We start from the raw sequence: 22,974 nt of genomic DNA on the forward strand, positions 1-22,974 counted from the left end.
GCTAAACCTAAGTAAAGCCCTTCTTATGCAACTAGAAGGGCTTTGATCGGATGTTCAACCACTATGATCGAAGGGAACAAAATTAGTTAACATACTTTCCATAATCCGGTACGGCAATTTGGTCAAACTCATCAACCAGTTTTTTCAGGCTTGTTGTCAGCAAGTTCCCCGACATGGGTAATCCATGGCCAGTTACAGCAACCAAGGGCTTTAAATTCTCAAGTTTAACAACAGAATGCTTTGCAGCTTCCCAATCTGTTGTTAAATAGCGAGGGGGGCCACTTATCTCCAATTCCTGAGTAAATACTTTATACATATATTCCTGTTTTACAGTAGCGAAAGCATCACCTGCGATTAACGCTCCATCACTTTCCCGAAACAAAGAAATATGCCCTGGAGAATGTCCTGGCGTATGAATCCATCTAAATCCTGGCATGTGGGGTACAGTTCCGTCAGGAGGTAACGTTTGTACATGGCTTCCAAGGTTTATTGGTTCATTCGGAAACGATGGGGACATCTTCGCTACCAAACCACCTTCAACTGTAGGATCTGGTTCCGGGTAGTTTTTTACCCCTGTGAGGAAGGGGAGCTCCAACGGATGTGCATAAACCGGAATTCCCCAGTGTTTGACAAGTTCGATCACCCCTCCGACATGATCAAAGTGTCCATGGGTCAAGATTACCGCTTTGGGGCGGCTGTTTACACCGAAACGCTCCTCAATGACAGAGATTATTTCATTTGCTGACTTTGGCATTCCCGCATCTACTAAAACGAACTCGTCAGATTCCGGTTTACCCACTAGACAGATATTGACGATTTGGATAGTGTAGCAAAATAAATCAGGTAATATTTCAATCCCCACACCATTTCCTACTGAAGTTACGGGGACGAACTTGTAATCTGTACCGTAATTCAATTCTTGATTCATTACTCATCCTCCTTGATTTGTTGAATTGACTTGCTGTAGTATACCCAGAAGTTAAAAATTATCCGACTTCCACAGACTCCACAGGTTGATTTGTAAAAAACAGTCGATTGACAAGAATAGAGGCGCATTTTGCATTCATGTCGCTATACAAGCGGCTTATTGGGAGAAAATCAAAGGAACACTGCAAATGATAGAGTACCAACAATTGGTTAATCACACATTTACATAAAATCAAGGGTGAATTAAATACTAAAAGTTGTAATTTACTTGAATGGAGGACAACCATGTTTTTTTATCGAGAAGATCTGATCAACATGATCGTCCCGGACAAGCCCGATCCGGCTGCCGCAAAAGTGTTACAGGAAACCCTTGGCGGACAATTTGGTGAAATGCGAACTATGATGCAGTATTTTTTTCAGAGTAGTAATTTCCGTGGGAAAGAGAAGCAGTATAGAGACTTAATTCGTGGTGTATTTATGGAGGAATTAAGTCATGTTGAACTGGTACAACAAACAATAAATCAATTGCTGACCGGAGCTGGAGCCGAGGGAGTAGGAAATGCAGGCATTGATGGGGCTCCGCTGGACGAAGCTATTAAACATGCCAACCCACATCATTATATTATGGGCGCTCAAAGTTCCCTACCTGTAGATGCTGCCGGTAATCCATGGCTCGGGAACTATGTATATGATCATGGCAACTTGGTAAGCAATCTGCTTGATAACGTTGTACTGGAATCAACCGGGGTATTACAAAAAACACGAATCTATGAAATGAGTAACAACAAAGCGTTCCGTGAAACTTTGGCATTTCTAATCGTTCGTGACAACGCTCACCAAAATGCATTCGCGAAGGCGCTGGAGACATTAGGCGTAAATTGGGGCAAAGTATTTCCTGTTCCCAATTACGATATCAACAAATATCCAGAGTGTCAGAAATATGTTGACCTCGGCTTCCACAATGCCCAATTTAACTTCCGTTTGGACAATACACGAATCGCTGAAGTATTCAGCGGTCAAACACCTAGTCGTAATGGTGGTGAGCTACAAGTCACGGAACCTCCTCAGGGATTCCCACTCCCGTATATGCCGGAGCTTCCAAATGAGCATAGCCCAGGCTTACATGATTTAAATACTTAAATAAAACGTAAAAAGGTAAGAAACAAAAAAGGAACCCATAAAACCAGGGTTCCTTTTTCCATCAAAGACGTAGGGAGATCAAAAACATAACCTGTTATCGAGTGGAATGATCGGATACTCTTTTACGCATTCCCGCTAAACCTAATAATCCAAGTAGACCCAGCCATCCCCAGTCCATATCATTATCGTTATCGGTCGCATTTGCCCTTACACTGTTTGTTTGATAATTAGAACTATTGTTTTGGTAGGTGTTAATGCCTCGTCCATCTTGGGCTGCTTCATTTACACCTTGAGCAGATGCAGGAACAGCCAAGGCACCTAATAGACAAATGGATACAACAACAGTTGTTATTTTTTTCTTCATAAGAATTCCCTCCTGTATGTGTGATTAAGTTAATTTCTCCAAAAATCAGTTCCTTATTCCATTGGTATTTTATTACTTTTGAATATGTTGTTCATGAATATGGAACTATACTTTTGGTGGGAAATAAAATAAAAAAGGAGCTGTTATGGTGGGAATATTAAGTGGTAATCCAAAAAATGAACCTATGCATTATGGTGAAATCTTCAGCGTATGGCAATGTTCAACGGTTGCAAAGGGAGCTCTTTCCTTCTACCAAGCCTTTTTGAATCACGCAGGAGATAAGGATCTGAAAAAAATACTCGATGCACTAATTGATCAAGCTAAATTAGAAATTAAAGAGTGCGATACCCTGCTGACAGATAACGGAATTGCTTCAACACCAGTATTACCAGAAAGACCTCCAGTAAAGCTTGAAGACATTCCTGTTGGTGCAAGATTTACGGATCCGGAAATAGCAGCAAGTATTGCTTCTGATACTTCAATGGGATTAGTGGCGTGTAGTCAAGTTATGGGCCAATCCATTAGAGAGGATATTGGCGCCTTATTTGCGAAATATCACGTTACTAAAACGGCTTTAGGCCTTCGTATTCTTCAAATGAGCAAAGAAAAAGGGTGGCTTATTCCTCCCCCTCTTCAGGTGAAGAGACCAGAAGCAGTTGAGGCTTAAATCTCTACTGACTCTGACATTCAATGGGACAAGTCGTTAGATAATTTGTAGTGCAGAAGTATGTATTTGTATTTGCATTTGTATAAAGGAACCCCTCGTATACAGGTTTTGTTGTGCCCCCGCTGTGGTAAGCGGGGGCAATATAATGTTTAAGTAAGTATGATAATAATTCTTACTATAAGGTCAAAGATCATAAGAGATTACATAGACAAATTGTCAGGTTAGAAAAGATAGTAGCTCAATTTTAGGGACGATCAACGTAGTCGGCTGTTTTTGGGCAGCAATTCGAAGGGATAAGATCTCGACGCGAGGTGAAGACATATAATCCATTTGCGAAGACTTCTTATGAGGTAAATTAGTCTCGAAAAAAAACGTTCCCACCCTTATTAGCAATTCAGCAGGGCAGGAACAAATATAGCTATTACTCGAAATTCTCAATTACAATCTTACCTGTCATACGTCCTTCTTCCAGTATCGCATGTGCTTTACGCAAATTGGCAGCATTGATGGGAGAAAGGATCTGGGCAACCGTAGTGCGTAAGCGACCTTCATCGATCATACGGGAAACTTCATTTAACAGGTTGTGTTGTTCAATCATATCCGCAGTCTGGAACAAAGGTCTGGTGAACATCAGCTCCCAGGCAAAAGTTACGCTTTTGTTTTTCAGCAAGGTCAGATCGAGCAGCTCATCCGTCTCCACAATGGAACAGATTTTCCCTTGGGGAGCAATGGCCTCGGCCATATTGACCCAATGTTTCTCCGTACTATTCAGGCAGAAAATATAATCAACATGCTCTAAACCCAGCGCTTTCAGCTGAGGGAGAAATGCTTCGTAATGATTGATGATGTGGTCAGCACCCATGTTTTTAGCCCACTCAGCCGATTTCGGTCGGGAAGCCGTGCCTATGACGGTCATACCAGCGTGTTTGGCCAGTTGTGTCGCAATGGAACCAACACCGCCCGCAGCGCCGATGATCAAAATCGTCTTGCCTTCGTTGCGCTCTGTGGCAGCAGACACGCCCAAACGATCAAATAATCCTTCCCAAGCGGTGATAGCGGTTAATGGCAGAGCTGCTGCATGCGCAAAATCCAGTGTTGCCGGTTTAAAACCGACGATTCTCTCATCGACGAGATGAAGTTCGCTGTTCCCCCCAGGACGGGCAATGCTACCGGCATAATACACTTCATCGCCGGGTTTGAACAGCGAAGATTCCGGTCCAACTTGTTCGACGACACCTGCAACGTCCCAACCGAGAACCTTTGGCGTGTTTTCGGTCCGATCTTTGGGAGCGCGCACTTTGACGTCGACGGGATTGACTGAAATGGCTTTGACTCGGATCAGCAAGTCTCTCCCTGTAGGTTCAGGTATATCCATCATAACGTCCAGCAAGCTCTCAGGTTGATTAATGGGTAAATACTTCAGCAGGCCGATGGCTTTCATTTGTCGGTTTGACATTGTCGATTCCTCCTTGAATGTACATCACTTATTGCTTTCTGGTTGTAATATAACGTATATTAACAATCATGAATAGTACGCACAATAGTGTGATGTAGTATCAATTTGTATACTGTTAAATGAGGAGGATAAATACATGCGTGACCGCAAATCGGGATATGGCCAATGCCCGAATGAAGAAGGTTGTCCCGTCGAGTATACGTTGGATGTCATTGGCGGCAAGTGGAAGGGTCTACTTCTGTATCATATGATCGAAGGTCCCGTACGATTTAATGAGTTTCGCAGAATATGTCCGACCATTACGCAGAGGATGCTGACTCTACAGCTTCGAGAGCTTGAAGAAGACGGGATCGTGCACCGTGAAGTGTACCCGCAAGTTCCTCCCAAAGTGGAATATTCGCTATCGGAATTCGGACGCACATTAGTGCCGATCATTATGGAAATGAAAATCTGGGGAGAAAAACACAAAAATTTATCAAGTGCTGATTCTAGACAGACAGAAAACGTGGTTGAATCCATGATGGATTCGATGTGAAGTAACAGTAGAGTATGTATTTCTTATAGTCTTTAATTAGTTAACTGCAATCTGTAACTCTCATTAAACTAACGGGAAACGTATCCTAATCACAATAACAAGCAGCCAATCATTTAAGATTGGTTGCTTTTGTTTTAAATAACGGGCAGTTTAGTTTTAACTGGCGCAATACACAGCCGGTTTAGCGACTTTTTTCGATACAAGTTGTGAAAAAAACTTGGTTAAGATTAGTGAAGTTTTTCGGAAAGATTATTATTCACTTCGACTAAAAAAGCAGATAATGCCGGTGTAGTTAAGGTGTCTTTACGCTTTACAAACATGGTTGTTACAGAAGAAAGCTTAGCGGGAAGTGGATGACTGATTACCTTTCCTCGATCCTCATAATCGGCAATTATTGAGTATGGAAGTAAAGTAATCCCTAACCCTGCACTTACACAAGCAAGAATTGTTTCAAGAGTTCCGAATTCCATTAGTTTGGCGGGTAGTAAACCTTCATCTTGTAAAACAGAATTAAGCTTGGCACGATATGTACATCCTTTAGGGAATACCAACATGGTATGATTTTGTAATTCATGGATAGAATCAACCCAAGGATGTGTAGGGGACGTTACGAGTACAAGTGTCTCTTCAAAAACTTTTTCCTGTGATAAATCAGGATGTTGGATAGGTCCAGAGACAAATGCTCCGTGAAGTTCATAATGAAGAACTGCCTGAACCAGCTTTTCTGTTGGTCCGGTAATAAGAGAAAAGTCTACAGCAGGATATTTTAAATGATATTTAGCAATAACTGTGGGTAACCGAACCGCTGCTGTGGTTTCCATAGAACCAATGGTAAGAGGGCCGGAAGGAATAGAAGCATTCCCGACTGCCGCTCTTGCTTCATCCATCATGTTTAAAATCTTTTCGGTATAAGATACCAAAACTTCTCCAGAAGGAGTAAGGGTAATTCCTTTTTTATGGCGATAAAACAATGTTGTCTGAAGCTCAGCTTCCAATTGCTGTACCTTGTTTGTGACATTGGACTGAGCATAGTTTAACTTTTTGGCTGTTTTGGAAATGCTGCCTTCACGAGCTGCTTGAATAAAAATCTCTAACAAATGAATGTCCATAAAGCCTCCACTAAAATTAAAGTATCTGAAATCAAGATAGATAAGATCATGTTTTCGAATTATACATGATGGAAAGAACGGATGTAAACTAAACAATGAAGCAAGATAAATAAAGGAGGGAATAGCCATTTCTATACAACTAACCAACAAATTGTGTGAACTTTTAGATATTCGTTATCCCATTGTACTTGCAGGTATGGCCGGGATTCCTCATATGGTTCAGCTTGTGTCCGCAGTTTCTAATGCAGGCGGTCTTGGAACCTTGGGAGCTGCTTACATGACACCTGAAGAAATAAAGGATGCTATACAAGCCATTAGGAAGCTAACGGATGCCCCTTTTGCCGTGAATATTTTTTCTAACGTAGGTTCAGATAATTATGAAAACTTTGATGCGGTTAACAAAGAATTGAACATCATTCGTGAATCATTAGGGATACTATCTCCTGATAAACAAGAGATATGGACACCTGATCACTTTGAAGAACAATTTCATGTTCTATTAGAGGAAAGGATCCCAGTTATTAGTTCAACTTTCGGCCTGTTATCTGATTATCAAGTGCAACAAGCCAAATCATTAGGAATCAAGATTATAAATAAAGTAACTACTGTAGATGAGGCGATCCAGGCCGAAAGCCGGGGATGTGACGTTATCGTTGCTCAGGGTAGTGAAGCTGGAGGACATCGCGGGTCATTTGATACGTCATCTCGACCCTCCGGAGCTAATATTGGAACAATGGCACTTGTGCCACAGATTGTCGATCACGTAGAGACTCCGGTTCTTGCTGCTGGTGGAATTATGGATGGTAGGGGTCTCGTAGCCTCACTTGCTTTAGGCGCACAAGGTGTACAAATGGGAACAAGATTCCTAACGTCGACAGAGTCGGGCGCACATCCAGTCTATAAACGTGCATTGCTTGAAAGTACTGAGGAAAGTACAGTGATCACAAACGCATTTTCGGGAAGACCAGCACGAGTAATTCGAAATACATTTGTACAACACTGGGAAACGAGTCGGATTGAGCCTCTTCGGTTTCCTACACAGAATACTTTAACACGAGAAATTAGAAATGTTTCTGCTCGTCAGAATAATGCTGAATATATGGCACTTTGGGCAGGACAAGGAACAAGAATGCTTACAGCTGATCAAGCAGCAGGCGATATTATTAACCAAATAGTTACAGATGCTAGAAAAATCTTGATTTAATACACTAATTTCATGAGCACCGTCCGTATCAAACAGTTTTTGAATAAAAAATTATAAGATATTTTTTTAGAAATAGGAGATGATTACTACACGTGACAACTTACCATATAGTTGATGTAGATGGGATTGAAATCTTTTATCGTCAATCGGGATCAGCAGACAAACCGGTACTTATTTTACTACATGGTTTTCCAAGCGCGAGTCATATGTTTAGGGAACTAATTCCTGTATTAGAAGAGCACTTTCATTTAATTGCTCCGGATTACCCAGGGTTTGGAAACTCATCATCACCTGAACGTACTGATTTTGAATATACATTTGATAATATCACGAATATCATCGAACGTTTTATCGCTAAGCTAAACCTTACTAAGTACGCATTATTTGTTTTTGACTACGGAGCACCCATTGGTTTCCGGATTGCAATGCGTAATCCAGAACATATTACAGCGATCATAAGTCAAAATGGTAACGTGTACCGTGAGGGCTTGGGGACAAAGTGGGCTGCGAGAGAAGAGTATTGGCAGAATCCAACATTGGAGAAGAGAGACAGTTATCGAACAGCCTTTGCACAAGATACCATTAAACATCAATATGTGGACGGAACCAAAAATAATTTGGTTTCTCCCGATGGCTACACTCTAGATCGTGCTTATATGAATCGACCAGGAAACGATGAAAAGCAATTGGATTTAATATACGATTACCAAACAAATGTGAGAATGTATCCACTGTTTCAGCAATATCTTCAGCAATATCAACCTCCTTTATTAGCTGTTTGGGGGAGAAATGATGTATCTTTTATACCTGCAGGTGCTGAGGCTTTTAAAAGGGATCTTCCCAATGCAGAGATTCACTTATTGGATACGGGTCATTTTGCATTAGAAACACACGCTAAGGAAATAGGAAAAATGATGGTTCAATTCCTTAAAAAACATAATTAATAACTGGGTATTGAATAGCGAATTAAACTAACGTGAAACAATAAACTGAATAAACGACAAAAATGAAGCTGCCTGTATTGGACCGGCAGCTTCATTACGTTAAAAGGCAGGTTAGTTCAAAAACATGAAAGCTGCAAACTACATAATCAGCTTTTGTGCATAAAGATGTCATATTACAGAAGTATTTCTATAGAGAAAAGTATACATTACCTGCCAGAAATTTCATTCAGCGAGATTTCTTGTTCCTCCAGCAGTCGTTTCAGCTTTTGGCGCTGCCGTTTTTCCTTCTGACGGCGCTCTTTGTCCTCAGCCTTTAGAGCCTTGAGCAGGGAGAAACACATACCGATAAGGACAATAGCGAACGGCAATGCGGTTACAATGGATGCCGTCTGGAGGCCAGTTAACCCCCCGCTGATTAGCAGTACTACCGCGATGGCGGACTGCAAGATTCCCCAGGTTAATTTCACTCTTGTACTCGGGTCCAACTTGCCATCTGAAGTGAGCATGCCCAGTACAAAGGTAGCTGAATCAGCTGACGTAATAAAGAAGATCATGATCAGGATTGTGGCGATGAATGCCACGATTGTGCCCAAAGGCAGCTGCTCCAGCATAAGGAATAAAGCGGTTGTCGTATCTTCCATGACGGCCTCCGCCAGATGAGCGGCATTGAACAATTCCATGTGAAGTCCTGTTCCGCCGAAGACGGAGAACCAGATAAAACCGAAAAGACTTGGAATAACCATGACGTAAATTACAAATTCCTTTATGGTTCTTCCTCTGGATACCCTTGCGATAAAAGTGCCGACAAAAGGAGCCCATGAGATCCACCATGCCCAGTAAAATAACGTCCATGCTCCAATCCAGGTTTCTCTTGAGAACGGCGTCAGTCTCAAACTCATGTTAATAATATTCTGCATGTAACTGCCCAAGGTTGTTGTGAATGTGTCAAATATAAAAGAAGTCGGTCCAGTCACCAATACAAACAACATCAATAGCACAGCTATAACGAGGTTGACGTTGCTCAGAATCTTAATACCTTTATCCAGACCGGAGGTTGCCGAGATTAAAAACAGTACGGTTACAACTGTGATAATGACAACCTGAGTCAGAGTCGAGTTAGGAATACCGAATAAGTGATTCAGACCTCCGCCGATCTGAAGTGCACCCAATCCAAGCGAGGTCGCAACACCAAAGATGGTGGAAATGACCGCCAGAATATCAATGACCTTACCAAGCCAGCCTGAAGCAAGACGCTCACCTATCAGAGGAATAAAGGTGGAACTGATCAGCCCTTTGTATCCTTTCCGGAACTGGAAGTAAGCAAGCGCTAGGCCGATGACGGTATAGATAGCCCAAGGATGCAGCCCCCAGTGGAAAAAGGAATACCGCATTGAAAGTATGGCTGCTTGCGTTGTTTCGGGTACCGCCCCCTCAGGGGCAGATAAATAGTGGGACAGCGGTTCAGCAACTCCCCAGAAAACCAGCCCAATGCCCATACCAGCGCTAAACAGCATGGACAGCCAGGAAACCGTAGAATATTCTGGTTCATCATCGTCATCCCCAAGCCTAATACCGCCAAATCGGCTGAACGCCAGATAGAAAGCAAAGATCAGGAAGAACAGTGTCGCTAGCAAATAAAACCAGCCAAAATTCTGAATAGAGAAGTTGTAGGCAACATTAGCCACATCCGCCAGCTGATCAGGAGCGACGGCTCCCCATATTGCAAACAGTGCAACGATGATAATTGTGATTGTAAATACCATGATGAGACCTCCGTTATGTAAGCTTCAGCCAACTATGTCTTAGTATGTGCTAGTCCGACCTGTAATATTTCGGAAAGCTAGCTGTTGATAAATTAAAACAAACCGCCATGTAATGAAACACCCGTCGGTTTATTCGTTCCCTTTTTTAGTGGGGAATTAGCGACAAAGATTCAAGATTTATTAGGATATTTGTATTAATCCGGAATCTGAGCATAATTATCTATGTAAAAGAACGAATTCCTATGGAAAGTCGCTATTATAGCGGCTTTTTTGTTGTATCAAATAGACTTTTATATGTAAATACAAGGAATTATAACGTTCAAAATAGAATACCAGTTTAGAGTGATTGTCTATTTCCAAGATCAGTTATACTGGTCAAGTGAGACGATTCACCTATTAAAGGGATATTAATTCTTATCCTTTTATCAAAAAAATTGAAGGGATTGATACGGATGAAAACTAAACAATTATTAGATATGAATAAAAACGTGAAAAATGGCATGCATGTAACTATTGAATTCTCAGTTAAACAAAAAATGAATTGGTTTGAAAGCGAGGAACAAATAAATGAAATTGGTCTTACAAAATGTAGAGAAGAGTTTTGGTGAAAAAAAAGTATTAACCAATTTAAGTTTTCAATTTGAAAAGGGAAAAATCTATGGTCTTTTTGGGCGCAATGGCGCCGGAAAAACAACGTTATTCAATTGTTTAGGTGGCGAGATCCAAGTAGATGGCGGCAAAATGAAACTCGTCAACGGATCAAAATCGCGTGACTTGGAAATGGGTGATGTAGGATACGTTTATTCACTGCCACTGTTACCAGAATTTCTGACGGGATATGAATTTGTACGTTTTTTCATCGATGTTAACGTAGATGTAATTGAAGGACGAGGTAACAATATTGATGCTCTCTTTGATATGATGCACATTGCGCAGGATGACCGACATAAGCTCATTAAACATTACTCGCATGGAATGAAAAATAAAGTTCAAATGTTGTTATTTTTACTCATAAAACCTGCAGTGATTCTGTTGGATGAACCTTTGACTTCGTTTGATGTTATCGTTGCGAGTGAGATGAAACAATTGTTACGTGATTTAAAAAAAGATCATATCCTAATTTTCTCGACCCATATATTGCAATTGGCAACGGATCTTTGTGATGAGTTAATTATTTTAAATCATGGAAGTTTAACACAGATTTCACCCGAAATCCTTACTCAGCCCGACTTTGAAGAGCAGGTAATTGAATTATTACGGAATGAAAGCCAAAATGGGAGTACGAAGGAGAACGCCTATGACGGGAATCTTTAGTACATTTTCTCGCATGTGGCAGTTACAGATGATTACGCTGGTCAACCGTTTAATCTATTTCACGCAAAAGTTACCGTTTGCAGGCAATTTAATCAGTGCACAAACTTATGCTGCTTTTCGGACGAAACGTACCATCGGTACAATTGCGGTTATTTTATTATTTGTCGCTGGTTTATTGGAAAGCTTATTATATTTCGGGGGAATGTTTGCATTGCCCTTGCTCTTATGGACGGAAAATGTTAATCGTACGGAGCATTTTAACCTTCTTCTTCACATGTATTTTTGCATAAGTGGCGTAATGGCTGGGGTAACGAGTGCAAAAGTGTTGGAATCAAACAAAATGAAGTATACATCTATCCGACTTATGCGGATAAACCCAACCAAATATATGCGAGCTATGCTATTTTATCGGTATACGACATTTTTCATCTATCAAGGGATTGCTATGACTCTGGTTGCGGTACTTTTTAAATTTTCAATTCCTCATGCATTGCTGATTGTGGGAATGATGACTTTTTGGCGATTGATATGTGAATTTTTACATTTGGCATTATTTAAATGGAAGGGGATTGTTCTTGTACAGAAAACATGGGCTACGAGTTTGAGCATGTTGCTGGCACTTACTTTTGCATACCTTCCCTTCACAAAACTAAACCTTCCTCTATTTGGATCTGTGATATTGGATCAACTATGGCTTATGACACTGATATCGTTGTCCGGGGTTATGTGTGGTTATGTTTTACTAAAATATACAGATCTCACATCTGCAGTGCGCGCAGTAACAAACCATGCCGATCCATTGTTAAATCCAGAAATACGGATTGCTGATCTTCAACAGAGAATGGTTCAGTCAAAAGATCATGATCTTGCCAGGCCTTCCTCGTCTAACCTTCATGTCAACGAGCAGAGCGCATTTGAAAAAAAGGGATACGAGCAATTACACGAAATTTTTGTTACCAGGCATACCGCTCTCCTCCGTGCACCGTTCCACAGACGTTTATTGGCTATTATGATCATGGGCATACTCCTACCTTTGTTGGTACTCATTTTCAAAGATCATCTTTCACTAAATTCAATTGATAGATTCTCACCTTTAATCATTATGGTCATGCTAAATCTGACAGTAGGTAGCCAGATTTGTAAGGCTCTATTCTACCATGTTGATAAGCCGCTGATGCGCTATCCATTTTATCGCCAGCATGCAAAGCAGCATTTTCTGTTAAGATTTAGAAGTATATTAAGCATAAATCTAAAGTTAGGTTCTTGTTTAGCAGCTGTGCTAAGTGTATCTATACTTGTATTAACTGGAGGACAGGATATAAGTTTGCTACTTCCTATCTGGGTTATAACCATTGCACTTGCTGTATTTTTCTCAATACATCATCTGTTGTTATACTATGTAATTCAACCCTACACAACGGAGTTGGAAACCAATAGTCCTCTTTTCTCATTCGTAAACGGCCTTATTTCATTGAGTTTTATTGTGGCGATGTTACTAGGTCCTACACTATGGGGATTAACCGCTGTTATCATGGTGTTGACTTTAGCCTATCTATCCAGTGCTGTCCTTCTCGTAACCAAATATGCTCAAAACAATTTTAGAGTGAAATGAGAAGTAGATTCCAAAGAGAATTCAACTCCAAAATAAGGTTATTATAAATTGAAAAAGATTCTGAAGAAATGATAGGGTGATAGGGATGAGAAGACTTGAGTCTGGTATGTCAGTAAACAACGAATTATTTTCTGATATTGTCAGGTATGAACACGAAACGATAAGCCGAACGACCATAATAAACTCAAATGTTGGTTCACCAATATTTTGGAGCTGTGACCTGCAGCATCTTATATTTGATACCTGCGATCTTACAAATGCGAGATTTTTTGCCGGTAGTACAATTGATCGTTGTACATTTATTCGTTCCGACTTGCGCTCTGTTGGTATTGCCAGAGACGAGGCTGTTTTCACCAATTGCGAATTTTCCTCCTGTGATATGAGAGGGATGACATTGGAGAACGCTACGTTTATCGACTGTACTTTTGTTAAATGTAGATTCAATGACCGGATTATACGAGCGGCGAATATCGTCAATTGTTCCTTTACCGGCAAGCTAGTGGATATTACGTTTGAGGGAAATGGCAAACAAAAGCTAATCGCCAATTTTGAAAACTGCATCCTTGACGGTGTTCGTTTTGTAAGCTGTGACCTGACGCAATGTATTCCGCCAAAATCCAAAAACCATGTGTATGTTGAACAGGTATCCGCTCGTGTGAAAAATGCTCTGACGAAGATAGACGATGACCCTAATCTATCTGATGATGATCGGAAAGTACTGGTACGCAGTCTGCGCAGGCTTGAGCCTATGGAACAATATATTTTTAACACAGCGCATATGAAGAAAATATACGGTGATGTTTTTGTTGAACGATTTTTCAGTAGTCTGGATTGTAACATTGCGTAGATTTAAAAAATGGATTGAAGTAAAAGGAGAGGGGCCGCTTTTGGTGACAAAAGTTGCCCTTCTTTGATTTCCTCTTGAATTTATCTTATTTCCCGCTGACCTTGTCCAAATCAGTTCGCCCGATAAATGGAATTCAAGTAATTCGAAATCGATGAAGTATCATCAATGGAGGTACGCATTGCAATGTATCCGTCGGGACGAATCAATACAAGTTCTTTACTTGTTACATCGTAAATTCGATAGGCATTACCTGCTGTATCTATTAAACCTTCCGCCGCCCCCTCCACGTTGGATGGCAGGATATAATGTATATGGAGTTCGTTGTTGGTGAAGTTCTTCAGCGAAGGATGGATGCTGTTTGCAAAAGCCAAAAGCGTCCAGTGTGGGCCTCGCAATAGGTCAAAGAGACTTCCTGCAAATCCGGTGCCTTGCAAGCCCGTAGCATTAGGAGCACGATCCCCAGGAAATGAACGGGTAGCATTGGTTCGAGCAGAACGACGGGTAAGCGAACTTGAGCGATAGGAAATGAGAAGCCCACTCGTTAGATCGTCGGATATGGTGCTCAAGGATTGGGACAATCCTCCGCCTTCAGTCGCCGTTCCTATGACCACTCCCATCTTCTTCGTGCTGTCCTCAAGCACGGCTTGAGCCACTGGGCGGCGCTCCTCATCGTACGTGTCGAGTAAGGAGGTGTCCGCTCCCCGTATCACAGCCGCCAGCTTCCAGCCGAGATTGTACGCGTCCTGCATCCCCGTATTCATGCCTTGACCACCGGCCGGCGAATGAACATGAGCAGCATCGCCGGCAAGGAAGACCCGGCCGTTGCGGTAACATTCAACCATACGAACGTTGACCCGGTAGATGGACAGCCAGGAAGCATCCGTCAGCCGAACACGTCCGGCCCCGGCGCGGCGGTCAAACATGGCTTGATACGCCTCTAACGACGGTTTCTCTGGTTCTTCGATCTCTTGCGGAATTGTAGCCTGCAGTTGCCAAATATCGGATTTTGGCAGCGGGGTCACCCCAACCATCCCCTCCGAAGATGTCCAGATATGGATATGGTCACGATCTAACCCTTCCAATCGTACATCGCCAAGATACCAACGCTCATGATCATGTGTTTCCCCAACCAGCGGTAAGTGAATAAACTTGCGGATATTGCTTTTGCCCCCGTCAGCGCCGACGACATAACGCGCGCGAATTTTCTCTTCTCCTTGTGGTGAATTTACGGTTACCGTTACACCATCCACATCCTGAACAAGCTCTACAGCTTCCATGCCCAACTCAACTTGACCGCCAAGCACTGCATATTGGTCGCGCAAAGCTTTTTCTACATCATATTGAGCAATCCAGACCGGATCACGATAGGGTGTTTCAAGTTCGGGGCTGGCTGCAACGGTAATAGCCGGTTTGTCCACACTCCTTCCATCTGCGGTATAATAACGAACAGGCAAATCCACAACACCTGTGTCAATAATGTAGTGGACGGCCTCCAAATCATCGACGACTTCAAGCGAGCGAGGCTGGATGCCTTTGGCGCGAGAAGCAACGTTATATAAGGAGCTTCGTTCAATAATACGATGGTCGACGTTGCGACGAGCCAGATCACAGGCAAGTGTAAGCCCTGTAGGTCCGGCCCCAACAATGAGAACATCAACAAAAGACGGCTTGGTATTCATGAATAGAATCCTCCTTGATCATTGATTTGATATGCTACATTTGTTATACTACACCGTGCAGTGTAGTTTGTAAACAGAACTCTAATCAATTTCTGATGGTATACCTATAAGGGGGAACGTAAGAATGGATCATACGGAAAACAAGAAAATCCGCAAAGGCTCTACAGACAAACGAGCTAAAATTATTGCGGCAGCACGAGACCTGTTTCTTTCCGATGGGTTTGATCGATCCAGCGTTGATGCGGTCGCAGCTAAAGCGGGAGTTTCCAAACGGACAGTTTATGATTATTATGGCGACAAACAGAACCTACTGCTTGCCGTTGTTGAAGAATCCAGTTTGGCGGTTCTAGACATGATTGAGCAAGGAATTTCAGATCACCTCTTGGAATTCGAGGATCTGAAACAGGCGCTCATCTTATTTTGCGAACAAATCGTAGCTTCTGCGAACGGTTCGTCCGATTACATGGCTTTGATCCGTCTGGTTACGGTGGAAGCCGCTAACCTGCCAGACTCGTTTTTTGAAAGGCTGGATAATGCAACGGAAGAGGGGATTATCAGGAGGTTTACAGAGTTTGGACATACCGGATTGCTCCATGTGCCCGATCCTGAAATGGCTACAAAGCACTTCGCTGCATTAACGTTTTTATTGGTATTTAATCAACCTAGAAAAACAGAGGCATTGGAAGAGGAACAAATCAAACGTATCATCACTGAAGGCGTACGCGTCTTTCTTTGTGCTTATGCACCTCGTACCGTTTAAAACGAAAATCAACCATCATACGGATTGCGTTTTTGTTCAAAAATAAAAAAAGGACCGTAAATGTTCATCTTCCATCGATGAATGCTTTCGGTCCTTTTATGTTTATCCTGTACTAATGAACGACGGTATCGGTTTCCGCCTCTCTTGGTTAACGTCTTCGGAAGGCTCCGCCGCGTGCCAGAGCGAAGAAGATTAATAGGGCAATAATCGAGCCAACAATGGCTGGAATAATATGAAATCCGCCAATCACCGGTCCCCTTGGTCCCAGCAATTCCGTTCCTAACCAGGAACCGATAAAACCCGCAATAACATTCCCAAGTACACCGCCCGGTACGTCCCGCCCAATCAAGTTGCCGCTTAACCAACCAATAAGTCCACCAACAATGAGTACCCAGAGCAGATCCATGGATTGTTCTCCTTTCTTCGAGTTTATTACAAGTTATGTTGGGCTGAGTGGAATATACCTCACCTTCCAGTTGGTGGAGGAAACTAAAGCGCCTGTGCTAAGATGGGTTAATAATTGATTAAAGCTGGTGAAAACAAGGCTAGATAGGGGTGTACAGTTGAAGAAAATCCTAGTCATTGATGATGAAATCGCAATTCGAGATTTAATTGAGCTGGTGCTAAGGCGAGAAAAATACGATGTGCAGACCGCAGAGGACGGCAAAACGGGCTTGCAGCTGCTTGACTCTTTTCAACCCGATTTAGTCGTACTTGATCTGATGCTGCCAGACTGCTCTGGATATGACTTGTGTAAGGAAATAACCGGAAAGCGTGCCATTCCAGTGATCATGCTCTCTGCCAAAAATGAGGTAATCGACAAGGTGTTGGGACTAGAGCTAGGGGCGGAAGATTACATGACCAAACCCTTTGACAATCGTGAATTGCTCGCTCGGATCAAGGTTATTCTGAGAAGAAACGAGAGCAGGGAGGACACAAGTGAAGGGACAGAAGTGCAATCGACACGTATCATTCATGAAGAGCTGACTTTTGACCTGGAGAGCCGAAGAGTGCTGAAAAACGGTGTACCCGTGTCTTTAACGGCCAAAGAGTTTAAAATTCTGGAAACGTTACTGAAAAGGCCAGAAAAAATCTTTACCCGGGACGAACTGCTGCAGATCGGATGGGGATATGACTTTATGGGAGACAGTCGCAGTGTGGATATGACCATCATGAGATTACGGAAGAAGCTCGAGGATAACGCGGACGAACCGAAGTATGTCAGGACGATCTATGGATTTGGCTATCAACTTGGAGGTGGCGAGGCCTGAAGTATGCAACCCGGTTACTGCTGAATTATTTATTTTTCTCCGTGCTGTCCTTTGGCATCATCATTTTTGCGGTGAATAAAGCCATCGATTACTACAGCTTCATTACCATTGAGAAACAGATGATGGAGAAGGCAGATCTGTCGGAGTTGTCCTTCCGTGAGGTGTTGGCACAGCATAGGTCATCGTCAGGAGAGCCCCAGACGAAGGAAATTGCCAGACTTGCTCTGGAGAAACTGAAAGCTTCAGGCAAGGAAGTACGTATCTATGACAGCTCCAAGCAATTGCTGGGCCTGGCTGTGGATGGCATCATCATTAATGATGGCAGACCGCTTATTTTTGACAAAAATATTGAGAAAGCACTGAGCGGCAGTTATGCCTACACCGTTACGGAAAATCATCTGCTTTATTTTGCGACACCCATTCAGGATCAATTCTACGAGAACGCTTATGTGTATGAGTTCGTGGAGGACATTTCCTACTTTTATGCAATTATGGATCAAATCCGTTATATCCTATTTGTCGGCGCAGGCGGATTTATTATACTGATTACATTATCCAGTCTGTGGATTGCCCGCAACACAACCAAGCCGATTAAACTGTTGCTTGGCGCTGCGCAAAGTTTCTCTAGACAGGAGTTTCGGAGAGTCCAACTAAACCGGAAGGATGAGCTGGGCATGCTGGCAGATGGGCTGGATTCCATGGGGCGGCAGCTTCATGATTACATTCAGTACCAGAAACAATTTGTCTCCAACGTATCTCACGAGTTAAAAACACCCTTGGCAGCCATTCGTGGTTTCTCTCAATACTTGGTTGAAGGGGAGACTGAGAACAAGGAACTGCAAAAAATCTATGCTCATCTGTTGCAGGAATCAGATCGGCTGACGCGCTTGATTAATGAACTGTTATTGCTATCCCGATTCGACAAAGCTGGTTCCAGCGAACTGGAAGTTGAAAAGACGGAAATGAATGAACTGATTCAGGAAGTCACAATGAATATGGGAGCCAAGGCTAAGGATAAAGGGATCGAGATCAAAGTTAGTAAAGTGGAGGGAGGATCGGCAGATGGAGGTCTGACAAGAGTCTACGCCGAGGTCAATCCAATGTTGATGTCCCATGCAATCGCCAACCTTGTGGACAATGCCATCAAATACTCAGGAAGTCACTCACAGATTAAAGTAGAGATGGAGCATACGCCAAGTGAGGTGGTTATACGGATACGTGATCAAGGGATCGGCATCGCGGGTGATGAGCTGGAGAGAGTGCAGGAACGTTTTTACCGGGCGAAAAATGCAAGCACAGCGAACGGTTCAGGTCTTGGACTTTCCATTTGCAAGGAGATTGTAGAGCGGTTTAATGGATATATCGACATGGAAAGTCAAATCGGGGAAGGTACAACCGTTACGATTGTTTTGCCTCGTGCGTAGACCTGCATCTAAACCCAAGCCTAAATAGGTAACGTTACAAGATTGGTACATTTCTGTTATGAGACTAACAAATGTTTTATTTATAATCACTTCATAAGAACAAATCACACATTTATGGAGGGATCATGATGAAGTTAACAAAGAAAGCTGCAGGTTTTATCGTACTAGGTGCTTTACTAACGGTGGCATTAACAGGCTGTCAGTCCAGTGATGCTACATCTCCAGCAACCGGACAGAACACAGCGAATGAACAAAGCAAAGGTGAAGGAGCAACAAATGCTAGTGCGCCTGCTTCAGAAAATTCGGAAGAAAAGGGTACTGAAGCTATTAAAGAAGGTTCGATGGAAAAGGAAGGAAATGTGGTGCTGAAAGAGCTTGCTTTTGTCTATAATGAGCACACCATTGCTATTTCGGATTCAGCGAATGAAGATCAGATGGAACAGATGCTGGGTAAACCGGATAACCTGAAATCTCATACGTACAGTGCCGACGATGGAACAAACATGGATACGTTAATCGGTTTTACAGAAAAAGTGTACACGTATCCTGGTCTGGAGATTAAAACAATCAGTATACCGGAGGGGAAACAAGACTCCATCTTTCATATTGAAATCACAGACCCCAAGTATGCGACAGTCCGAAACATTAAAGCAGGAGACAGCCTGGATACACTCAAAAACGCCTACCCTGAGGGGAAACTGCTTGGTGATGGAGCTCCAGATGAGGAGGATGACTTCCGTTACGAGCCATCCAATTATGTGGATGTGATGTCGTTTCATATCAAGGATGCCAAGGTGGAGAGCATTCAGATCTACAGCCTTCTGGACTAATATTTAGGAATCGATGTTGGTAAGCCATTCATACGATTCACCTTTAACACCTGAATAACAATGAAAAGTTAACCCTCATACTCCTGAAAAGGAGCATTGAGGGTTAACGTAGTTTTAGGACCTTTAAATTAAGCGCTGCTTGGGCAAATGCATAATAACGTTGAATTGATCACCATGAATTTCGATTTTGATCTCCCCGCCGTGCAGCTCAACGATACTTTTCACAATGGACATCCCTAGGCCGGAGCCTTCTGTCTGGCGAGATTCATCTGCTCTTTTGAAACGTTCGAACAACTCTTCCGCAGCAAAATCAATCTCATAAGCAGCAGTATTTTGTATTTTGAATAATACCAGATCTTCAGACTGGTCCAAATAAATATAGATTCTGGTTCCTGGAAGCGAATATTTCTGCGCATTGCCAATTAAATTTTCGAATACACGCCAAATTTTATTGCCATCCAAATGTGCATGGATCGGGAATTTCGCAATCCTCTCCCGAATCACAGGCGACGCTTGTCCCATACTGGTGTTGGACTCGGCAATCGCCTGTGTCAACAAGGTCGCGACATCGACGTACTCAATATCCAGCTCTACTGTACCGCTGGCCATCTTTGAGATTTCGAACAGGTCTTCTATCAACAGCTTCATCCGTAGCGCCTTCCGGTCCAGGGTTTCAATATAGGCTCGGGTGGTCTCACTAGACAGATCTTCTTTTTTTAATAAATCAACATAGTTGATAATAGAAGTAAGCGGGGTTTTCAAATCATGTGATACGTTGGTAATCAGCTCTGTTTTTAACCGTTCGCTCTTCATCTGATTCTCCAGCGCGCTTTGATACCCGGCTTTCATATTGTTAATATAGCCAGCAAGCTTGGATAGATCATCCTTGCCGGTATCCTGAATTGTGTTCTGAATGTTCCCTTCGGCAATCTCTTTGCTCCCGTTGATAATGGCGATGAATCTTCTAAGCTTGGAAAGTATATATGGAACCAAGAACAACACGTAGAGCAACAAATAAAGTAGAAGCCACCCCTGTCCGTAATATGTGACTGCCTGCCAAATACAAATGCCGGCTATCGCGGTTAGCAAAAGCATCATGATGAGGCCAAACGTTAGTCTCCAGTTTTGTAAACTGGCTCTAAGACCGGTTCTCCAAATATGAAAGTAATCCATCAGCAGACTGCCATGCCAGAAGGAACGCATACTATGGGGTGCCTTAAAATAAAGAAACAGTCTGCTTGCCAGCAGGCAAAGAATAATTAAGGCAAGCAGTGTCTGGAGGTAACTTGAGGTTGAATAGCTCAGACTCAACCCCGTGTATGAATACCTGTTTATGAGTACGAGGCTCCATAAAATCGCGGCGACAATGATGACAATAAGGTCGATTGGAACCTTCCGATCGGCTTTATTTTTTCTCGATTTTGTATCCAATTCCCCATACCACCTTTAAATATTTTGGGTCTTTGGGATTGATTTCAATTTTTTCACGAATGTTTCTCACATGTACGGCAACCGTATTGTCTGAAGTGAAGATCAGTTCATTCCACACGCGCTCATAAATCTCTTCGATTGAGAAAACCCTACCCTTATTCTCCATCAGCAGCTCCAAAATTTTGTATTCTTTCGGGGTCAATCTGACGTCCTCTCCATCTATCTCAACAGTCTTCGAGCTTTTGTTCAGCACGAGTCCTCTTACTTGAATGAGCTCATCCCCGTTTGACTGGAAGGAACCTAAATTCGTAAACCGGCGCAGCTGAGATCGGACTCTAGCGATCAGCTCTAGAGGATTGAACGGCTTCGTAATATAGTCATCAGCCCCAACGTTGAGTCCCAAAATCTTGTCGTTATCTTCTGACTTGGCGGAAAGCATAATGATCGGTATATTTTTGTTTTCACGAATTTTAAATGTCGTTTTAATTCCATCGAGCTGTGGCATCATGTTGTCCATGATAATAAGATGAATGGTTTCTTGTTCAAGAATTTCCAGCGCCTCCAATCCGTTAGAGGCAGTTAATACATCCACATCTTCGCTTTTCAAATAAATAACGAGAGCTTCTCGAATTTCCGGTTCATCGTCTACAACAAGAATGTTATTTATAGCCATTATTTCTCACCTTCATCACGATATTTCTTATACTTACTAATCCGGAACTCATGTATCCAGAAAATTCAACATGGCCGGGGAGAGCGTCTGCAAGCATCAGCTCCTCTGGTGATTCTTCCTGATCCGTGTAAAATCCATGCACCCCGAACCTGGACAGAATCTGCATAACCGGTCTGCTGTTGACGGTGTGAACATAACTTTTCACCCCAAACTTATGTAGTGTTGGAACTAAATTGGGGTTTAGATACACGCGGTATACAGGCATGGCAACCGCTGTCAGTTGTTTGTCCCTAACGAATTCTACAATACTTTCGGCGGAGGCGCCAGTTTTGTAAAGTGAATATATTTTGTTTGGAAAGGGGTGGATTCCCATAACCGTGTCATACATTTCCGGGCTGAAAATTTCAGGTATAATCCGGTTGAGCAGTGCAGGATCCGTACGTCGAACCTCATTGACTAGATGCGCAAACTGCTGCTGAATTTGCTCTTTGCTGCCTGCTTTCGTATCCACAATTAAGTCAAAATCAGGATATTGCTGCATCAGCTGCAGTATGTCTGGCAGTGTAAGAGGGTGGAATCTTCCCATGATAAGCGACTTTGCAAATTGAATCCTTGTTACGTTTCGTCCGCGATGAGCCGCCAAATCCGGCTGTAGCCTCTGCGACCAATCATGTCTGGCTACAAGCTTCCCGTCCGTCGTCTGCACAAGATCAACCTCGAACAAACGGTACCCTCTATTGTAATTGGTTATAAATGCCTCATAAGAATTGGTGTAACTAGCCCCGTTAACTCCACCAAATGCATGTGCAATAAGCCTATTTTCCTGCCAGTCGCTGGTGCCAGCTGTAGATTCCAGCTGATTCTGACCTGTCCTAACAAGCCCCCAGTTGCACCAGATCATTCCTGCCGTAATGACTATGAGTAAGCTTAACATCATCGTTTTCTTCATTCGTTCTGCTCCTTTGTTATCCCGATGTAAGTCATACTACAGGACTCAAATGAAGAAGGAGTGGTATAAAAACGA

The 22,974-nt window shown here is 42.7% G+C and carries 22 protein-coding genes; 12 read left to right on the forward strand and 10 right to left on the reverse strand.

The genetic code is table 11. The features are described 5' to 3' along the window. Positions 1-82: 82 nt before the first annotated feature. The gene (locus QNO02_RS15840; RefSeq protein ID WP_091029950.1) at positions 83-928 is read right to left on the reverse strand and encodes an MBL fold metallo-hydrolase; all 846 of its coding nucleotides are present in this window, start codon (positions 926-928) and stop codon (positions 83-85) included. A gap of 284 nt (positions 929-1,212) precedes the next feature. Here QNO02_RS15840 and QNO02_RS15845 point away from each other — a divergent pair, with 284 nt between their 5' ends. Next, positions 1,213-2,067, forward strand: coding sequence for a manganese catalase family protein (locus QNO02_RS15845; RefSeq protein ID WP_289389254.1), 855 nt, complete (start codon positions 1,213-1,215; stop codon positions 2,065-2,067). A gap of 94 nt (positions 2,068-2,161) precedes the next feature. Here the strand turns inward: QNO02_RS15845 and QNO02_RS15850 are convergent, their stop codons facing one another. Beyond that, positions 2,162-2,431 (reverse strand): WGxxGxxG family protein, encoded by a 270-nt coding sequence (locus tag QNO02_RS15850; protein ID WP_289389255.1) that lies wholly within the window; start codon positions 2,429-2,431, stop codon positions 2,162-2,164. Positions 2,432-2,579: 148 nt separating this feature from the next. Between QNO02_RS15850 and QNO02_RS15855 the strand changes: the two genes are divergently transcribed. Continuing rightward, complete coding sequence (locus QNO02_RS15855) at positions 2,580-3,098, forward strand: DUF3231 family protein (RefSeq protein WP_133384953.1); 519 nt, start codon at positions 2,580-2,582, stop codon at positions 3,096-3,098. 421 nt (positions 3,099-3,519) lie between these two features. Here QNO02_RS15855 and QNO02_RS15860 read toward each other — a convergent pair whose 3' ends face one another. Continuing rightward, on the reverse strand, positions 3,520-4,554 hold the full coding sequence (locus QNO02_RS15860) for a zinc-binding alcohol dehydrogenase family protein (protein ID WP_091029944.1): 1,035 nt from the start codon (positions 4,552-4,554) through the stop codon (positions 3,520-3,522). 136 nt (positions 4,555-4,690) lie between these two features. Between QNO02_RS15860 and QNO02_RS15865 the strand changes: the two genes are divergently transcribed. Continuing rightward, on the forward strand, positions 4,691-5,089 hold the full coding sequence (locus QNO02_RS15865) for a winged helix-turn-helix transcriptional regulator (protein WP_249913564.1): 399 nt from the start codon (positions 4,691-4,693) through the stop codon (positions 5,087-5,089). A 227-nt stretch (positions 5,090-5,316) separates the two neighbouring features. Here QNO02_RS15865 and QNO02_RS15870 read toward each other — a convergent pair whose 3' ends face one another. Beyond that, complete coding sequence (locus tag QNO02_RS15870) at positions 5,317-6,198, reverse strand: LysR family transcriptional regulator (protein WP_091029940.1); 882 nt, start codon at positions 6,196-6,198, stop codon at positions 5,317-5,319. Between the two features lie 151 nt (positions 6,199-6,349). Between QNO02_RS15870 and QNO02_RS15875 the strand changes: the two genes are divergently transcribed. Both QNO02_RS15875 and QNO02_RS15880 read left to right on the forward strand, forming a co-directional pair. Further along, positions 6,350-7,402 carry an NAD(P)H-dependent flavin oxidoreductase gene (locus tag QNO02_RS15875; RefSeq protein ID WP_249913566.1) on the forward strand — a complete coding sequence of 351 codons (1,053 nt, stop codon included), beginning with the start codon at positions 6,350-6,352 and terminating at the stop codon, positions 7,400-7,402. Between the two features lie 92 nt (positions 7,403-7,494). Then, positions 7,495-8,346, forward strand: coding sequence for an alpha/beta fold hydrolase (locus QNO02_RS15880; RefSeq protein ID WP_249913567.1), 852 nt, complete (start codon positions 7,495-7,497; stop codon positions 8,344-8,346). Between the two features lie 206 nt (positions 8,347-8,552). On the opposite strand, the gene QNO02_RS15885 is transcribed toward QNO02_RS15880, so the two are convergent. Then, complete coding sequence (locus QNO02_RS15885) at positions 8,553-10,109, reverse strand: glycine betaine uptake BCCT transporter (protein ID WP_289389260.1); 1,557 nt, start codon at positions 10,107-10,109, stop codon at positions 8,553-8,555. 567 nt (positions 10,110-10,676) lie between these two features. On the opposite strand from QNO02_RS15885, the gene QNO02_RS15890 reads away from it, so the two are divergent. The 3 genes from QNO02_RS15890 (at position 10,677) to QNO02_RS15900 (ending at position 13,882) form a co-directional block, all read left to right on the forward strand. Then, positions 10,677-11,423, forward strand: a complete 747-nt coding sequence (locus QNO02_RS15890; protein ID WP_289389261.1) for an ABC transporter ATP-binding protein — start codon at positions 10,677-10,679, stop codon at positions 11,421-11,423. Then, on the forward strand, positions 11,407-13,035 hold the full coding sequence (locus tag QNO02_RS15895; RefSeq protein ID WP_289389263.1) for a hypothetical protein: 1,629 nt from the start codon (positions 11,407-11,409) through the stop codon (positions 13,033-13,035). Before QNO02_RS15890 ends, QNO02_RS15895 begins: the two co-directional genes overlap by 17 nt. Positions 13,036-13,141: 106 nt before the next feature. Beyond that, positions 13,142-13,882, forward strand: a complete 741-nt coding sequence (locus QNO02_RS15900) for a pentapeptide repeat-containing protein (protein ID WP_289392798.1) — start codon at positions 13,142-13,144, stop codon at positions 13,880-13,882. Positions 13,883-13,992: 110 nt separating this feature from the next. Here the strand turns inward: QNO02_RS15900 and QNO02_RS15905 are convergent, their stop codons facing one another. Beyond that, positions 13,993-15,561: an FAD-dependent monooxygenase gene (locus QNO02_RS15905; protein WP_289389264.1), complete on the reverse strand. Its 1,569-nt coding sequence runs from the start codon at positions 15,559-15,561 to the stop codon at positions 13,993-13,995. A 124-nt stretch (positions 15,562-15,685) separates the two neighbouring features. Between QNO02_RS15905 and QNO02_RS15910 the strand changes: the two genes are divergently transcribed. Then, positions 15,686-16,321: a TetR/AcrR family transcriptional regulator gene (locus QNO02_RS15910; RefSeq protein ID WP_289389266.1), complete on the forward strand. Its 636-nt coding sequence runs from the start codon at positions 15,686-15,688 to the stop codon at positions 16,319-16,321. 148 nt (positions 16,322-16,469) lie between these two features. Here the strand turns inward: QNO02_RS15910 and QNO02_RS15915 are convergent, their stop codons facing one another. Further along, positions 16,470-16,727: a GlsB/YeaQ/YmgE family stress response membrane protein gene (locus QNO02_RS15915; RefSeq protein ID WP_091029919.1), complete on the reverse strand. Its 258-nt coding sequence runs from the start codon at positions 16,725-16,727 to the stop codon at positions 16,470-16,472. Between the two features lie 157 nt (positions 16,728-16,884). On the opposite strand from QNO02_RS15915, the gene QNO02_RS15920 reads away from it, so the two are divergent. From QNO02_RS15920 to QNO02_RS15930, 3 genes are all read left to right on the forward strand, one after another. Beyond that, positions 16,885-17,592, forward strand: coding sequence for a response regulator transcription factor (locus tag QNO02_RS15920; protein WP_091029916.1), 708 nt, complete (start codon positions 16,885-16,887; stop codon positions 17,590-17,592). Positions 17,593-17,663: 71 nt separating this feature from the next. After that, on the forward strand, positions 17,664-19,016 hold the full coding sequence (locus QNO02_RS15925; RefSeq protein WP_289389268.1) for a sensor histidine kinase: 1,353 nt from the start codon (positions 17,664-17,666) through the stop codon (positions 19,014-19,016). 125 nt (positions 19,017-19,141) lie between these two features. Next, complete coding sequence (locus tag QNO02_RS15930; RefSeq protein WP_289389270.1) at positions 19,142-19,846, forward strand: hypothetical protein; 705 nt, start codon at positions 19,142-19,144, stop codon at positions 19,844-19,846. A gap of 123 nt (positions 19,847-19,969) precedes the next feature. On the opposite strand, the gene QNO02_RS15935 is transcribed toward QNO02_RS15930, so the two are convergent. The 3 genes from QNO02_RS15935 to QNO02_RS15945 are packed head-to-tail and all read right to left on the reverse strand — an operon-like array spanning position 19,970 to position 22,899. Then, a complete protein-coding gene (locus tag QNO02_RS15935; RefSeq protein ID WP_289389271.1) occupies positions 19,970-21,277 on the reverse strand; it encodes a sensor histidine kinase in 1,308 nt (435 codons plus the stop codon). Further along, complete coding sequence (locus tag QNO02_RS15940) at positions 21,252-21,950, reverse strand: response regulator transcription factor (protein WP_091029908.1); 699 nt, start codon at positions 21,948-21,950, stop codon at positions 21,252-21,254. The genes QNO02_RS15935 and QNO02_RS15940 overlap by 26 nt, the downstream gene beginning before the upstream one ends. Further along, positions 21,937-22,899 carry a phosphatidylinositol-specific phospholipase C/glycerophosphodiester phosphodiesterase family protein gene (locus QNO02_RS15945; protein WP_289389273.1) on the reverse strand — a complete coding sequence of 321 codons (963 nt, stop codon included), beginning with the start codon at positions 22,897-22,899 and terminating at the stop codon, positions 21,937-21,939. The genes QNO02_RS15940 and QNO02_RS15945 overlap by 14 nt, the downstream gene beginning before the upstream one ends. Positions 22,900-22,974: the final 75 nt, after the last annotated feature.

The organism is Paenibacillus sp. PK1-4R, assembly GCF_030369595.1.
Lineage (GTDB): Bacteria > Bacillota > Bacilli > Paenibacillales > Paenibacillaceae > Paenibacillus.